Source organism: Pseudochrobactrum sp. Wa41.01b-1 (assembly GCF_019464455.1).
GTDB classification, from domain to species: Bacteria; Pseudomonadota; Alphaproteobacteria; order Rhizobiales; family Rhizobiaceae; genus Pseudochrobactrum; species Pseudochrobactrum saccharolyticum.
Genome location: NZ_CP080493.1, coordinates 30,207 through 45,185, shown reverse-complemented (window position 1 = coordinate 45,185; position 14,979 = coordinate 30,207). Strand labels below are relative to the sequence as shown.

The window sequence follows — 14,979 nt, the reverse complement described above, 5'->3', positions numbered from 1 at the left end:
TGCGTTTACACACAGTGAATAGGCCGGTTTTCCGCATTATTCTCGTTATTTCATCAAAAATACAACGATAATGACAACAGATTTTCGATCATCCTCAAGTGTGACTTGCAGTAAAATAAACGGGCTGTTACGAAAATGACAAAATTGCCATGTTATTAGGCGATGACAGTATTTCGTATGTAAAAATTAGGTCAACACTTAAGGAGCCTCTGATGCCGGTTATGAAACCGCTATATACCGCAGCCCGCACTCTTTCCGTTGCTACAGCACTCACTGTGATCTTTGCTGGTTCAGCTTATGCACTCGACGGAAATGATGTCGCCAAGCGTCTGCAGGCTCGCTTTGAAGAACAGGGTACAAAAATCGAGTTCGGCAAAGTCGACACCGATGGTTCAACCGTTACCCTGCGTGACACAAAAATCGACTTCAAATCCGCTGAAATGGGCACTTTCACTGTTGGTGACATTGTTCTGACAGACGTTGCTGAAAACGACAAAGGTGCCTACACCGCGGAAACTGCGACCCTGCAGGATTTCGAAAAAACAGACGACAAGAGCACTTTCGCTCTGAAGGGCATCGAAATCGGCAAACTCTATCTCGCAGCAGATGACGAACAGGATCCTGTTGTCAAAATGCTGTATTATCAAACCATGAAGGCTGACAGCTTCACCATCCACGAAGATGGCGAAGAAATGGTCAACATGAAAGATATTTACGCAACCTCTACCCCTTACACAAAGGGCACTCCGGTTGCGATGAGCTTCGGCATCAAGTCTATTGATCTCGACATCGAGAAAATGGATGCATTGCGCAAAGGTGCAGATGCAAGCGCCGGCAATGACGAAGCTTCGGAAACACCAAATCCGATGATCGATCTCGGCTACAAACAGCTGAGCATGGCTGTAACCTCGACCGGCTCATGGGAACCGGAAAAAGGCGATCTGGCCATCGACAAGATGGAATTTGACGTCAAGGATGTCGGTAAATTCGACACCACCATGAAGCTCGGCGGCTATGATGCAAAATTCATCAAATCCGTACAGCAGGCCAGCGCTGAAATGAGCGCAAACAAGGAAAATTCCGATGCAGCCGGTATGGCAATGCTCGGTCTGATCCAGCAGCTTTCGATCAGCAACATGGCTATCCGCTATGATGATTCATCCCTCACCCCTAAACTGCTCGACTATTATGCCAAGCAGCAGGGTATCTCCAAGGAAGACATGGTCAACCAGATCAAAGGCATTGCGCCGATCATGGTTGGCTATCTCGGCCATGCGGATTTCGCCATGCAGGCAACGACTGCGGTCAACACCTATTTTGACGATCCTAAGTCTCTGACAATTGCTGCAAAGCCGGAAGCCCCTGTTTCCTTCGCTCTGATCGCAGCAACTGCAACTGCTGACCCTAAGAAGCTTCTGGACCTGCTGGCTGTTAAACTGACTGCCAACCAGTAAGTTCTTCTGAACTGAACAAGAAACCCGGCTTTTAGCCGGGTTTTTTATTGCCTGAACATTGCGCAATAAAAAACGCCGCGTCCGTTAAGACGCGGCGTTTCTAATATTTACCCCTAAAACAGATCAGTCTTTTTTGATCGGGTTCACGCGGATATGCAGATCACGCAGCTGAGCCGGTGTGACTTCTGCCGGTGCGCCCATCAGCAGATCAACAGCCTGCTGGTTCATCGGGAACAGCGAGATATCGCGCAGGTTTTTCGCACCAACGAGCAGCATAACCACGCGGTCAATACCGGCAGCCATACCACCATGCGGAGGCGCACCATACTGGAATGCACGGTAGAGGCCGCCGAAACGATCTTCCACATCCTGCTGACTCAGGCCAACCAGTTCAAACGCCTTGACCATCACTTCAGGAAGCTGGTTACGGATCGAACCGGATGCGATTTCAAAACCATTACAAACCAGATCGTACTGGTAGGCTTTGAGCGACAACGGATCCTGCGTTTTCAGCGCTTCCAGACCACCCTGCGGCATCGAGAACGGGTTATGGGCGAAGTCGAGCTTCTTGTTATCTTCGTCCCACTCATAGAACGGGAAGTCGATAATCCATGCCAGTTCGAAACGATCACGATCGGTGAGGTTCAACTCATCACCAGCGCGGTTACGGGCATCACCGGCAAATTTGTAGAATTTCGACGGCAGACCAGCCACGAAGAAGCAGGCGTCGCCATCTTCCAGACCCATCTGGGTACGGATCGCTTCAACGCGTTCTTCACCGATATTCTTGGCAATCGGGCCAGCGCCTTCCAGCTTGTCGCCTTCTTTACGCCAGAAGATATAACCGAGACCCGGCTGACCTTCACCCTGCGCCCATGAATTCATGCGGTCACAGAAAGCGCGCGAACCACCGGTTTTCGCAGGGATAGCCCATACTTCAACCTTAGGATCATTCGCGATCATGTTTGCGAATACTTTGAAACCGGAACCGGCAAAGTGACCGGTCACGGCCTGCATTTCAATCGGGTTACGCAGATCAGGCTTATCCGAACCATAAGTGCGGATCGCATCATCATAAGCGATACGACGGAACTGCTGGGTTACCGGCTTGCCTTCAGCAAATTCTTCGAAAATGCCGCGCATAACCGGTTCCATTGTCTCCCAGACTTCTTCCTGAGTGACAAAGCTCATTTCGAGATCGAGCTGGTAGAATTCGCCCGGCAGACGATCTGCACGCGGATCTTCATCGCGGAAGCAAGGTGCAATCTGGAAATAGCGGTCGAAACCAGCCACCATCAACAGCTGCTTATACTGCTGCGGTGCCTGCGGCAGCGCATAGAACTGACCTTCGTGAATACGGCTCGGCACGAGGAAGTCGCGCGCGCCTTCAGGCGAAGAAGCGGTCAGGATCGGTGTAGTGAATTCGTTGAAACCGATCTCGTTCATATGACGGCGCATCGAAGAAATAATCTTGGTGCGCTTCATGATGTTTTTGTGCAGCGTGTCGCGGCGCAGATCGAGGAAGCGGTATTTCAGACGGATATCTTCCGGATAGTCCGGCTCACCGAATACCGGCAGAGGCAGCTCCTTGGCAGCGGCCAGAACTTCGATCTCTTTGGCAACGATTTCGATTTCACCGGTAGGCAAATTCGGATTTACAGCCTCATCAGCACGAGCGGTTACTTCACCGTCAACGCGGATCACCCATTCACCGCGAACGGTTTCAGCAACTTTAAATGCCGGGCTTTCCGGATCAGCAACGATCTGGGTCAAACCATAGTGGTCGCGAATATCGATAAAGAGAATACCGCCGTGATCGCGGACACGATGAACCCAGCCGGAAAGACGAACTGTCTGGCCGACATCCGACTTGCGGAGGGCTTCGCAGGTATGGCTGCGGTAACGATGCATGTTTTCTGCCTTCAGAAGAGTGGTAAGAAACGTAAAATCGCAGATAAAATCTGATTTTTATGTTGTCGGACAAGCGCATTTTGGCCGCAAAAAGTCAAGTGTCAGACCCTTCTACAGCCAAATTGATTCATTTTGAATGTTCTATAACCGCTTACAACTGTGAGCAACAGACAATAGCCCCCTTAGAATTGCAGCCAGAGTAGTTCTAGCTACAATAGAATCGTCTGAAACGCTCTGGCTTTTTTATTTTCACGTATTTCCGGACGCAAAACCGGTTCCCACTTTTGCTGGAAATACTCTAAGTCACAACATATGTGATTTTTAAGCTTACGCCCCCGCGACAAAGCTATTGCGATTGTTTATAGAAAAATCATGGAACTCATTACGACAACACAGGGTCTTGAACAGGCCGTTTCACAGCTTTCAAAATCTGATTTTGTCACTGTGGATACCGAATTCATTCGTGAAACCACTTTCTGGCCGGAACTTTGCCTGATCCAGATGGCATCGCCGGACACAACGGCATTGGTGGACGCACTGGCACCGAGTATTGATCTCAGCTCTTTCTTCGCCCTGATGGCGGATAAATCTGTCGTCAAAGTGTTTCACGCCGCCCGTCAGGATATTGAAATCGTTTTCCACCTCGGAAATCTCATCCCTGAGCCGGTATTCGACACACAGGTTGCAGCGATGGTTTGCGGTTTTGGCGATGCCATTTCTTATGATCAGCTGGTTGCCCGTATCACCGGTGTTAATCTGGACAAGTCATCCCGCTTTACCGACTGGCGCCGCCGTCCGCTGAGCGACAAACAGCTGGATTACGCACTGGCCGATGTGACCCATCTGCGCGATGTCTATCTCTATTTGCAGGATCGCCTGACTAAAGAAGGTCGCAATGATTGGGTGAGCGAAGAAATCCGCATTCTTACCGCCCGCGAGACCTATGACATGCATCCTGATGATGCGTGGAAGCGTCTGAAAATCCGCCTGCGCAAGCCTGCCGAACTGGCAGTTATGCAGAAGGTTGCCGCATGGCGTGAACGTGCAGCACGTGAACGCAATGTTCCGCGCGGTCGTGTGATTAAAGACGATACGATTCAGGAAATCGCCCAGCAGCAGCCGCGCGATGCGGAAGCGCTGTCCCGTCTGCGTACTATTCCAAAAGGTTGGGAGCGTTCCTCTCATGCACAGGGGCTGGTTGAAGCGATCAATGAAGCACTGAGCATTCCGAAAGAAGACATGCCACGCCTGCCAAAGCAATATAATGCGCCGGAAGGCACCGGTGCCGCTTCAGATGTGCTCAAGCTGCTGCTCAAAATCATTACCGAAGATCACGGCGTAGCACCGAAAGTTGTCGCCTCTTCCGATGATATTGATCAGATTGCTGCCAAGGGTAATGCAGCGGATGTACCGGCTCTGAAGGGCTGGCGTCGTGAGCTTTTCGGTGAAAAAGCCCTGCAAATGATTGAAGGCAAAATCGGCATCAAATTTGAAAACCGCAAGATCAAAGCAGTTCCGCTGGATTAAGCATGAGCGACAAGATCAAAGTCAGCGTTTTTCTGGGCATCAGTCTGGACGGGTATATTGCCGGTCCGGACAATGATCTGTCGTGGCTATCCGTGGTCGAAACCGATCCGCCTGAAGATACTGGCTATAATGCCTTGATGGCTGATATTGATGTGCTGGTTATGGGGCGCAATACCTATGACACAGTGCTGACATTCGGCTTCTGGCCTTATGAGGGCAAGCAGGTTGTTGTACTGACCAGCCGCCCGCTGACACCTGTTTATGGCGAAACCAGCTTTAATGGCACACTCAGTGATCTGCTGCCGGAGCTGTCCGCGCGCGGTCTCAGGCATGTCTATCTCGATGGTGGCAATGTTGTGCGCCAAGGCCTGCAACAACAATTGGTTGATGAACTGACTTTAAGCTGGGTACCGGCCACAATCGGCAAAGGTGTGCGACTGTTTGAAGGTGATATGTCCATGAACCAATGGAAACTCACCAGCCATCAGGCTTTTCCAAGCGGGTTGCTGCAAGGTCGCTATACATTCAACAAAACGATGTAAAAAAAAGCCGGACGTGATGATCCGGCTTTTTTATTACTTCATGCTGCGATGCAATATTTTAGCTTCATTCAACCGCAAAACGCAGTGTCTTGCCGGTTACCTTGGCCAGAACATTCAGCCGGTTATCCAGTCGCTCTGATACCAGATCACGATAGGCCTCTGGTACAACCAGCGCCAGAACATCGCCTTCCTGCCGCCATTTAAGCTGCGGGATTACCCCCGGCATTGATGCAGAGAACAGGTATACCACACGCAGCAATGCACCCAGAACCCGAGCCCGCTCGCGCAGACGCGGCGTTGCAATACGGATAATCTCCGGCGCGGCATCATCATCCATCACGCCTTCATGACGATAATAATTGGCCAGCGCCATATAAGCACGCCCCGGATGATCAATCCCGATGAATGAGCCGTGAGCAATAATATTTAGCGCCTGCGGGCCGCGATAATCGGGATGTGCACGCCAGCTGATATCAGCCAGCAGACAGGCCGCACGGCGATAGCGATATTCATCCTCGGTCTCATCATAGCCGAGCTGCTCGAATGCATAGCCGGTCCAGTCCGCCAGCTCATGGGCATGGCGCGGTGAGCGCGAACGCAGCACCGCCTGCTCTTCAGCAGCGGAAAGCAGAGGATCGAGTTTCTGCTCTTTTTTAGCGAGCAAGGAGAACAGATAGCCTTCACGCACGCCCATTGCCGAGAACACGATTTGTGCCGGCTGCATGCGCTTAACAACTTCCATCAGCACTGTCGCACCATAGGACAACAGCTGACGGCGGTTTTTCGACACAGCCTCAATGCCGCGCATATGATCAATATCAAACCGCGCCACACGATAGAGGAAGTGATAGGCATCTTCCGGATCCATCGCATAGCCATGCATGACATGCAGCGGATAATGTTTGGCACTCATATGCAGCTTGGCAAGATTTCGCCATGTACCGCCCACCGCATAGAATGTGCGGCCTTTGCCCTCTTTCAGAAACTCGACATCACCGACATATTTGCGGGTGATTTTCGCAGCTTCTGTAATTTTTCCACCGGACAAATCCTGCAGGCGCAAACCGCCGAGCGGCAGTGTTATGCCGCTGCCGATCGCCTTGTCAGGATTATCGCCATGCACATCAACCAGTTCGAGACTGCCGCCGCCAAGGTCACCGGCGATACCGTCCGGATGGTGAAAACCGGAAATAATACCAAGTGCTGAATAATAAGCTTCCTCGCGGCCGGAGAGAATCTGGATGTTTTCACCCAGAATTTCTTCCGCCCGTGCAATGAAATCCGGCCCGTTTTCCGCTTCACGCGCAGCCGCTGTGGCAATTGTATAGATTTTTGTTGCACCGGCCTGTTTGGCCAGCGCACGGAAACGCCGCAGTGCCTCAAGCGCACTGGCGACCGATTTATCATTCAGACGTCCGGTTTGTGCCAGTCCTTTACCCAGACCGCTCAGAATTTTCTCGTTAAAGAAAATTGTCGGAGAACGCACAATACCTTCATAGATAACCATACGCACGGAGTTGGAACCGATATCAATAACTGCGACCGGTTCCAGACCTTTCAAGCGGCCCTGTGCCAGAGACAAAGTCATGCGTTACGGTTTCGCTCTGCGCGAACGCGGTTGTGACGCGCAATCAAACGCGGTGCTGACGATTTCAGAGACTTGCCGCGACCGGACAGGCTGGGATTGGTCATGAAATATTCCTGAGCGTTAAAAGCTTCTTCCCCGTCCACGGGTTTAATCCGCTTGGAGGTTCCGTCTGAAAGTACCTCAAAGCTTTGTTGATTATCGTAGAGATTTGCAAGCATAATTTGCGATAAAATCTGTTGATGCACGGTCACATTTGTAACAGGCACTAGCGTTTCCACGCGCCGGTCAAGGTTTCGCGGCATCATATCTGCCGAGCTTATATAGACAATTGCCTCTTTGGACGGCAAATCCTGCCCGTTACCGAAGCAGAAAATACGTGAATGCTCAAGAAAACGGCCAACAATGGACTTGGCGCGGATATTGTCTGACAGACCCGGAACCTGCGGACGCAGACAGCAAATGCCGCGCACCACCAGATCAATCTGCACCCCTGCACTGCTGGCCTTATAGAGCGCATCAATGATCTGCGGATCAACCAGCGAATTCATTTTCATCCAGATCGCCGCCGGACGACCAGCTTTCGCGTGTTCAATCTCATTTTCAATATGTTTCAGAATCCGGCGGCGCAACGTAAAAGGCGAGATAGCCAGTTTCATAACATCTGCCGGTTGCGCATAACCGGTAATGAAATTGAAAATATGCGCCACATCGCGTGCCGTATCGGCATCAGACGTAAAGAAAGACAAGTCAGTGTAAATCTTCGCGGTAATCGGGTGATAGTTGCCGGTGCCAAGATGTACATAAGAACGCAGTTTTTCATCCTCGCGGCGCACGACAAGCGACATTTTCGCGTGCGTTTTCAACTCGATAAAGCCGAACACCACCTGTACGCCTGCACGTTCCAGATCGCGTGCCCAGCGAATATTCGCTTCCTCGTCAAAGCGGGCTTTCAGCTCCACCAGCGCTGTCACCGATTTACCGGCTTCCGCCGCATCAATCAGCGCACGCACAATCGGCGAATTATTCGAAGTGCGGTAGAGCGTTTGTTTGATGGCCAGCACATTCGGATCAAGTGCTGCTTGGCGCAGAAACTGCACCACAACATCAAAAGACTCATAAGGATGGTGAACGACAATATCCTTCTCACGGATTGCCGCTAAACAATCGCCGCCATGCTCACGGATGCGCTCGGGAAAACGCGGATTATAGGGGGTGAATTTCAGATCATCGCGCGGAATAGCAACAATTTCCGAAATCATATTCAGCGCCAGCAGACCCGGAAGAATACTCACACGGCTCTCGGAAACACCAAGCTCCATGGTCATGAACACCCGCAGCGCTTCCGGTATATCACTGTCGAACTCAATACTGATAACCCGTCCGCGACGACGGCGCTTCAGCGCAGTTTCGAAATGGCGAACCAGATCTTCAGCATCTTCTTCCACTTCAATATCGCTGTCGCGAATGATGCGGAATGTACCGGCGCCGCGCACTTCATAACCCGGAAACAGGCGCTCAATGAACAGGCTCACCACATCTTCAAGCGTGATAAAACGATAGACACCCGCCTCGGACGGTATCTGCACGAAACGGCTGAGTGCCACCGGCAGGCGCAACAGCGCCACCATCGGATGCTTGTCGGTTATGCGCGACAATTGCAGCGCCATCGAGAAGCCGAGATTCGGAATGAACGGAAACGGATGCGCCGGATCGAGCGACAAAGGCGTGAGAACCGGAAAGATCGTATCCAGAAAATGGTGTTCAAGCCATTTCTTGTCGTGTTTTTTCAGGCGGTCAGATCGGATAATCTCAATATTTTCCTGAGCCAGTTCCTGGCGCAGCATTTGCAGCGTTTCCTGCTGCGCAACCTGCAAAGTGGCAACTTCTGCCAATACAAAATCAAGCTGCTCCTGCGGTGTACGGCCATCGGCTGAACGTGTGGCCACACCTGCCCGCACCTGCCCTGCAAGACCGGCAATACGCACCATGAAAAATTCATCAAGATTGGCCGCTGAAATCGACAGGAAGCGCAGACGTTCCAGCAATGGCTGATGTTTGTTCACAGCCTCTGCCAATACGCGCTTATTGAACTGCAACCATGAGAACTCACGATTGACAAAGCGCTCCGGACTGTCAGACAGGTTCCGCACAGCATCATCGGCAGACATATCTGAAACAGCAATAATATCTGTCTTGGCCATTAATGCCGGCATATTACCCACAGGTTCAGCCTCTTTAACCGATCCATGATTTTTTTTATGCGACACGTTAACAATCCCTCTGAAATCGCCGGCACTCAGAAATTACCGGAAAGACCGGACGATATTCGATCCTCTGAACAGTGCTCCTGTTAAGGTTCGTTTATGCATTCTGTATGACAAATTCTTAACAAAGCGGAGATTACAGCAGAAACTATAAAAAACACTTCCGCTCCTGCATTATTCGCGATACATCAGAGCCAAATTATGCGTCCGAGCGCTGCCGGCATTAAGGTACCGCCTGCTGTCTCTCTCACGCTTTGTTGTTACCGCATTGATGTGGCGAGTGATTCCGCTCAAAGCATAAATGCTTTAAGGTGATACCATCACTGGAGTCGTCATATGTCAGATCATATCATCCCTCATTTTCAGAACGATGCCGGCCACAATGCCATCAGCATCGGCGTTAAAGAATTCATGTGCGTTGGCGCCAATCCGCCATTCGACCATCCGCATGTGTTTCTCGATATGGGCGATGAGGAAGAAGTTGTCTGCCCTTATTGCTCGACCCTTTATCGTCACGATGCATCCCTGAGCGCAGATCAGACTGTGCCTGCCGGTTGCACCTTCAACGATCCTCAGGTTGCGGCTGCAGAATAATCCTGCCTGCCTCCGTGAAAATGCGCCCCGTTTTTCACCATCAGAGCAGTTGTTATTTTCTTTCAGACTGCTCTGACACCACGCTTCAGTTTCTGTAGATGCCGTTGTGCAAGGATAAGAACGGGATAAAATCCCGTTCAGATATTTCCGGCATCTGCCTCAACGGCTGTGAGGGCAACCATGCAAAACCAGAATAATCAGCGTATTCTTATTTCCGGTGCCGGACTTGCCGGTATGACCACGGCTCTGGCTCTGGCAGGGCGGGGTTTTTCCGTGCTGATGATGGAAAAGGCACCGGCACTTTCCGAAGTCGGAGCCGGTTTGCAGCTGGCACCCAATGCCACGCGGCTTCTTGCCCGTCTGGGCATTATGGAAGACCTGCTGCCCCATGCCGTCAGCCCTGACGCGCTCTATCTGATGGACGGTGTGAAAGCACAACCGCTTATTCGCATGGAACTCGGCGCACAGGCAGAACAACGCTGGAATGCACCCTATATTACCTGCCATCGTGCGGATTTACAGGCAGTCCTGCTCAAGGCCGTGCGCGCGCATCCGCAGATTACTTTGCATCTCGGCGCTAATGTGCTGTCCCATCACATTTCAGAAGACAAAGTAACGATCCGCGTTGATCTCAACGATCAGATTACCGACTATAGCGGACAGTTGCTGCTTGGTTGCGACGGTGTGTGGTCGGCGCAACGTGCCGGACTTGTGGCGAATAATGCGGCCACGCAAAATGACAGCCGCGCAAGATTCACAGATCATATTGCCTGGCGAACCACCCTGCCCGCTGAGAAGCTGCCGCAGAGTTTTCTTGATAGTCTCAAAGATACACTCAGTGTTTCTGCATGGCTTGGTCAGGGCGCACATCTGATCGCCTATCCGATTAAAAACGGTAAAGCCTTTAATTTTGTCGCGATTACCGATGGTGAAGATATCGGCACAAGCTGGGACATGAAAGGCGACAGCGCCGCTCTGATCCGCAGTTTTTCAGGCTGGTCTCAGGCTGTCAGCGATGTCATCAAAGCCGCACCGCAATGGACATTCTGGCCGATGTTTGAAATGCCGGAGCCAAAGCTGGTGATTGATAAGCGCCTTGTGCTGCTTGGCGATGCTTCTCATGCGATGACACCATTTGCGGCACAGGGGGCAGCGATGGCTATTGAAGATGCGGCCTCGCTCGCAGCACATCTCTCGCCGGAGCAAAGTGATCACAGCGAAGCTCTCGCTGCCTTTGAAAAACAAAGACTGGTGCGCATTGCCAAAGTTGCCCGCCGCGGCAAGCTCAACCGTTTTGCCTATCACGCCAGCGGCCCTGTGGCTCTCGGCCGTAACATGCTGTTTAAAATACGCAAACCTGATGATTTCCTGCGCGATCTGGACTGGCTTTACCAATATGATGCGGCTGACATTACATCCTGAACCGCATCATGTTTTTCAGGCTCTGTCCCGTTGTTCAAACGCTAACATTGCGATCAGAACGGGACAGGGAATAGTTTAGTCTTTTGCCATGGCCTGCTTTGCAGCTTCCATGTCCATCCACATCACTTCCCAGATATGGCCGTCCAGATCTTCAAAACTGCGGCCATACATAAAGCCATAATCCTGCACAGCTGACGGATCAGCCTTGCCACCGGCAGATGCAGCCTTGCTGACTAGCTGATCTACCTCCTGCTTGTCCGATGCTGAAACACAAACCAGCACCTCGCTGACAGTATGTGCATCGGCAATGTTTTTGGGTGTGAACTGGCGGAATTTATCATGGGTTATCAGCATGACGTGAATAACGTCCGATAAAACCATGCAAGCTGCAGTTTCATCGCAGAACATATCATTCTTCCGTGCCCCGATTGCCTCATAAAAACTGATCGACTTATCGAGATCACGTACGGGAAAGTTCACAAATATCAGTCTGCTCATTATAATTTCCTCCTCAGAATATTTGGCAGGACTGTTTAACTTCTGCGCTAGAGCGGTTTACGTCCAGATTGGATCACAGTGCTCGCTCTAGATTCTTTGTTTTACGCGTATCCCGAAAACTGCTTCGCACTTTTCGGGGTACACTCCAGTGACAGCATACTACATCAAATCAGACAGATTGAGACAGGAGCCCGATTTATTAATTTATCGCACGGCCAAATCCTTCGACGCTGCAAAACTGGCAGCTTTATCTATCGAAGTCTGGCTGCATACCTATGCCAAGGCGGGTATCAGCACTGTTTTTGCTGAATATGTGCTGCAGCGTTTTACGCCGCAATATTTTGAACAGATGATCGCGGATAACGCAAAACAGATCATTGTCGCGGAACAGGATGGTCATCTGCTCGGCTATATTGCCATTGATTATCATGCCGTATTGCCCGAAAGCCTGCATGCGCTGACAACAGCCGCAGAGATCAGTACGCTTTATGTCAGAGCCCGCCATGCCGGATGCGGGATCGGCTCTACCCTCATGCAACAGGCACGTGAAGCAGTAAAAGCACAGGATATCGGCCATATCTGGCTTTCGGTCTTGCATGATAACCACCCTGCATTACACTTCTACAGGCAACAGGGTTTCCAAAGGCAGGGTTCAATCTGGTTTGAACTTCCCGGTGAGCGCCATGAAAATTATGTGCTGATACAACCGACCTTGCCTGCCTGAACAACAGGAGAAAACAATGCCGATACTCGGACTGGATCATATTCAGCTTGCAATGCCTGCCGGTGGTGAGGACAAAGCCCGCACATTTTATAGCGGCCTGTTAGGTATGACGGAAGTTCCCAAACCCGACAATCTGGCAAAACGCGGCGGCTGCTGGTTTGAGTTGCGTGATCTTAAAGTTCATCTCGGCGTTGAACGCGGTTTTGCTCCTGCACAAAAAGCGCATCCGGCTTTTCTGGTTGATGACTTGTCTGCATTTTTAGCAATGCTCGCAGAGCATCAGGTAGAAGCGACCGAGGATGAACCACTGGCCGGCTATCTTCGTGCCTATATCAACGATCCGTTCGGCAATCGTATCGAGCTGATGCAGAGATTATAAAGGCTTTGCCAGATGAAACATCAGGCAGGATGAGCCTTTTACAAAGTCCTGCTTTTCATAAAACGGAATGAGAGCGGTTTCAATTATGACAACATCATTGGAGCCGCTCTCATTGTTCATTTTGCGCATTATCCTACGCAAAACCGGTTCCCACTTTTGCTGGAAATGCTTTAAACGCTCAGGGCAATAGAGTTCAAAACTCTGAACTTTTTGCAGATCAGGATGCCGGATTATGCGTGAGACAATTTCCTGACCTAGAGCGGTTTACGTCCAGATTGGATCATAGCGCTCGCTCTAGATTCTTTATTTGGTCGCATTATTACGGGCGTCAAGTTGATCCAACTTGACTGTGAAATGCTCTAGCCCCTACCCGCATCAGATTCATCCACAATCACATCAAAAATCAGCGCTTTAAAAGTATAATCCGTCAGCACACGGACAAAACCGATGACGCGATCCTGCACATCACAACAGGCGATAATCAGATCGCAATGAACAAGCATATTAATCGCATCGTCATAGGAGCGGCTCTGCGTCCACCATTCCTTTGTGTAAAGTTCAAAGAAACTCTGATGGTGTTTTTGCTCCAACCGGTTCAGCCATTGATATTGCATTTTTTCTCCCACCACTGCCTGTATAGTTTTAATATGAATTTTACAGGCATATTTTATAGTCATGGCAAAACACCGGAGAACTTCTTATGAGCAATGTCCAGTTTGAGCAGGTTTGCCCTATTTTCAGAATTTTCGACATTGAGAAAGCCAGAGAATTTTATCTCGACTATCTGGGTTTTCAATGTGACTGGGAACATCGCTTTGCTGAAAATATGCCGCTCTATATGCAGGTTTCGCGCGGCAATCTGGTGTTGCACCTCAGTGAACATCACGGTGATGGCAGCCCCGGTGCTAATATTTTCGTGCGTATGCAGGGTGTTGATAGCCTGCATAAGGAAATCAGCAGTCGTAAATACCGTTTCCTGCGCCCCGGCATAGAAAATGAACCATGGGGTCGGGTTCTAGCTGTGATTGATCCTTTCGGCAATCGTATCCAGTTCTGCGAAGGCCCGCATGACGAATAGATAATAAAAAACACCCGCAATTTGCACTGCGGGTGTTTTGATATCTACTGAAAATTAATGCAGGATCTGGCTGAGGAACAGCTTGGTACGCTCATGCTGCGGATTGTCAAAGAATTCGGATGGTGAATTCTGCTCAACAATCTGCCCCTGATCCATAAAGATCACGCGGTTGGCAACCTGACGCGCAAAGCCCATTTCGTGGGTCACGCAGATCATGGTCATGCCTTCCTCAGCGAGGCTGACCATGGTGTCCAGCACTTCCTTGACCATTTCAGGATCAAGCGCAGAGGTCGGCTCATCGAACAGCATAATACGCGGCTTCATGCAGAGTGAGCGGGCAATCGCCACGCGCTGCTGCTGACCACCGGAAAGCTGACCCGGATATTTATTGGCCTGCTCCGGAATCTTAACGCGTTCCAGATAATGCATCGCAATTTCTTCTGCCTGTTTCTTCGGCATTTTGCGCACCCAGATCGGTGCAAGCGTGCAATTCTCAAGAATTGTCAGATGCGGAAACAGGTTGAAATGCTGGAAAACCATACCGACTTCGCGACGCACTTCATCGATCTTTTTCAGATCATTGGTCAGCTCTTTGCCGTCCACAATGATCTGGCCTTTCTGATGTTCTTCAAGGCGGTTAATACAACGGATCATCGTTGATTTACCGGAACCGGAAGGCCCTGCCACGACAATGCGCTCCCCGCGCATCACGCGCAAGTTGATGTCGCGAAGCACATGGAATTCACCATACCATTTATGCATTCCGACAATATCGACTGCGACATCGGTTTTGGATATTTCCATAATTGCTCCCGTTTCTTCCATCGTCGGCTTCAGCAAAGCGCCCGATTGCATGCTCATTCTTTATTCCCTCACTGACCATCCGCAGCAATAATGCTGATGGTATTCCCGATTGAATGGTTTCATCCGTCTGAATGAAACCATTTCTGTTCTTTGGCAGCTGTGAGCGAAAAACCAACTCCCGGTTTTCCGCAGCC

Annotated in this window: 15 protein-coding genes; 8 read left to right on the top strand and 7 right to left on the bottom strand. The window is 50.6% G+C overall.

The features are described from left to right. The first annotated feature begins 212 nt into the window (after positions 1 to 212). Positions 213 to 1,454 carry a hypothetical protein gene (locus tag K1X45_RS00230; protein WP_116088176.1) on the top strand — a complete coding sequence of 414 codons (1,242 nt, stop codon included), beginning with the start codon at positions 213 to 215 and terminating at the stop codon, positions 1,452 to 1,454. A 123-nt stretch (positions 1,455 to 1,577) separates the two neighbouring features. On the opposite strand, the gene aspS is transcribed toward K1X45_RS00230, so the two are convergent. Continuing rightward, a complete protein-coding gene (gene aspS, locus K1X45_RS00225) occupies positions 1,578 to 3,365 on the bottom strand; it encodes an aspartate--tRNA ligase (protein ID WP_220159462.1) in 1,788 nt (595 codons plus the stop codon). A 372-nt stretch (positions 3,366 to 3,737) separates the two neighbouring features. Here aspS and rnd point away from each other — a divergent pair, with 372 nt between their 5' ends. Both rnd and K1X45_RS00215 read left to right on the top strand, forming a co-directional pair. After that, positions 3,738 to 4,892: a ribonuclease D gene (rnd, locus tag K1X45_RS00220; protein WP_220159461.1), complete on the top strand. Its 1,155-nt coding sequence runs from the start codon at positions 3,738 to 3,740 to the stop codon at positions 4,890 to 4,892. Positions 4,893 to 4,894: 2 nt separating this feature from the next. Continuing rightward, positions 4,895 to 5,434: a dihydrofolate reductase family protein gene (locus tag K1X45_RS00215; RefSeq protein ID WP_220159460.1), complete on the top strand. Its 540-nt coding sequence runs from the start codon at positions 4,895 to 4,897 to the stop codon at positions 5,432 to 5,434. Between the two features lie 64 nt (positions 5,435 to 5,498). On the opposite strand, the gene ppx is transcribed toward K1X45_RS00215, so the two are convergent. Together ppx and K1X45_RS00205 are read right to left on the bottom strand one after the other, a co-directional pair. Further along, a complete protein-coding gene (gene ppx / locus K1X45_RS00210) occupies positions 5,499 to 7,022 on the bottom strand; it encodes an exopolyphosphatase (RefSeq protein WP_075655674.1) in 1,524 nt (507 codons plus the stop codon). After that, positions 7,019 to 9,223 (bottom strand): RNA degradosome polyphosphate kinase, encoded by a 2,205-nt coding sequence (locus K1X45_RS00205; protein ID WP_370627128.1) that lies wholly within the window; start codon positions 9,221 to 9,223, stop codon positions 7,019 to 7,021. Before K1X45_RS00205 ends, ppx begins: the two co-directional genes overlap by 4 nt. 399 nt (positions 9,224 to 9,622) lie before the next feature. On the opposite strand from K1X45_RS00205, the gene K1X45_RS00200 reads away from it, so the two are divergent. Continuing rightward, positions 9,623 to 9,880 carry a zinc-finger domain-containing protein gene (locus tag K1X45_RS00200; protein ID WP_022710464.1) on the top strand — a complete coding sequence of 86 codons (258 nt, stop codon included), beginning with the start codon at positions 9,623 to 9,625 and terminating at the stop codon, positions 9,878 to 9,880. A 180-nt stretch (positions 9,881 to 10,060) separates the two neighbouring features. Next, a complete protein-coding gene (locus K1X45_RS00195) occupies positions 10,061 to 11,302 on the top strand; it encodes an FAD-dependent monooxygenase (RefSeq protein ID WP_220159459.1) in 1,242 nt (413 codons plus the stop codon). Between the two features lie 75 nt (positions 11,303 to 11,377). Here the strand turns inward: K1X45_RS00195 and K1X45_RS00190 are convergent, their stop codons facing one another. Then, entirely contained in the window at positions 11,378 to 11,800 is a 423-nt protein-coding gene (locus K1X45_RS00190) for a VOC family protein (protein ID WP_151157964.1), read from the bottom strand. 178 nt (positions 11,801 to 11,978) lie between these two features. Here K1X45_RS00190 and K1X45_RS00185 point away from each other — a divergent pair, with 178 nt between their 5' ends. Beyond that, on the top strand, positions 11,979 to 12,524 hold the full coding sequence (locus K1X45_RS00185) for a GNAT family N-acetyltransferase (RefSeq protein WP_220159458.1): 546 nt from the start codon (positions 11,979 to 11,981) through the stop codon (positions 12,522 to 12,524). Between the two features lie 16 nt (positions 12,525 to 12,540). Next, positions 12,541 to 12,903, top strand: coding sequence for a VOC family protein (locus tag K1X45_RS00180; RefSeq protein ID WP_213597444.1), 363 nt, complete (start codon positions 12,541 to 12,543; stop codon positions 12,901 to 12,903). On the opposite strand, the gene K1X45_RS15965 is transcribed toward K1X45_RS00180, so the two are convergent. After that, the gene (locus K1X45_RS15965) at positions 12,898 to 13,023 is read right to left on the bottom strand and encodes a hypothetical protein (protein WP_255560462.1); all 126 of its coding nucleotides are present in this window, start codon (positions 13,021 to 13,023) and stop codon (positions 12,898 to 12,900) included. The two genes, K1X45_RS00180 and K1X45_RS15965, sit on opposite strands and share 6 nt — an antisense overlap. Positions 13,024 to 13,262: 239 nt before the next feature. Continuing rightward, on the bottom strand, positions 13,263 to 13,580 hold the full coding sequence (locus tag K1X45_RS00175) for a hypothetical protein (RefSeq protein WP_220159457.1): 318 nt from the start codon (positions 13,578 to 13,580) through the stop codon (positions 13,263 to 13,265). Between the two features lie 23 nt (positions 13,581 to 13,603). Here K1X45_RS00175 and K1X45_RS00170 point away from each other — a divergent pair, with 23 nt between their 5' ends. After that, entirely contained in the window at positions 13,604 to 13,981 is a 378-nt protein-coding gene (locus K1X45_RS00170) for a glyoxalase superfamily protein (RefSeq protein WP_213597440.1), read from the top strand. A gap of 54 nt (positions 13,982 to 14,035) precedes the next feature. On the opposite strand, the gene K1X45_RS00165 is transcribed toward K1X45_RS00170, so the two are convergent. After that, positions 14,036 to 14,785 carry an amino acid ABC transporter ATP-binding protein gene (locus tag K1X45_RS00165; protein ID WP_116088250.1) on the bottom strand — a complete coding sequence of 250 codons (750 nt, stop codon included), beginning with the start codon at positions 14,783 to 14,785 and terminating at the stop codon, positions 14,036 to 14,038. Positions 14,786 to 14,979 lie beyond the last annotated feature (194 nt).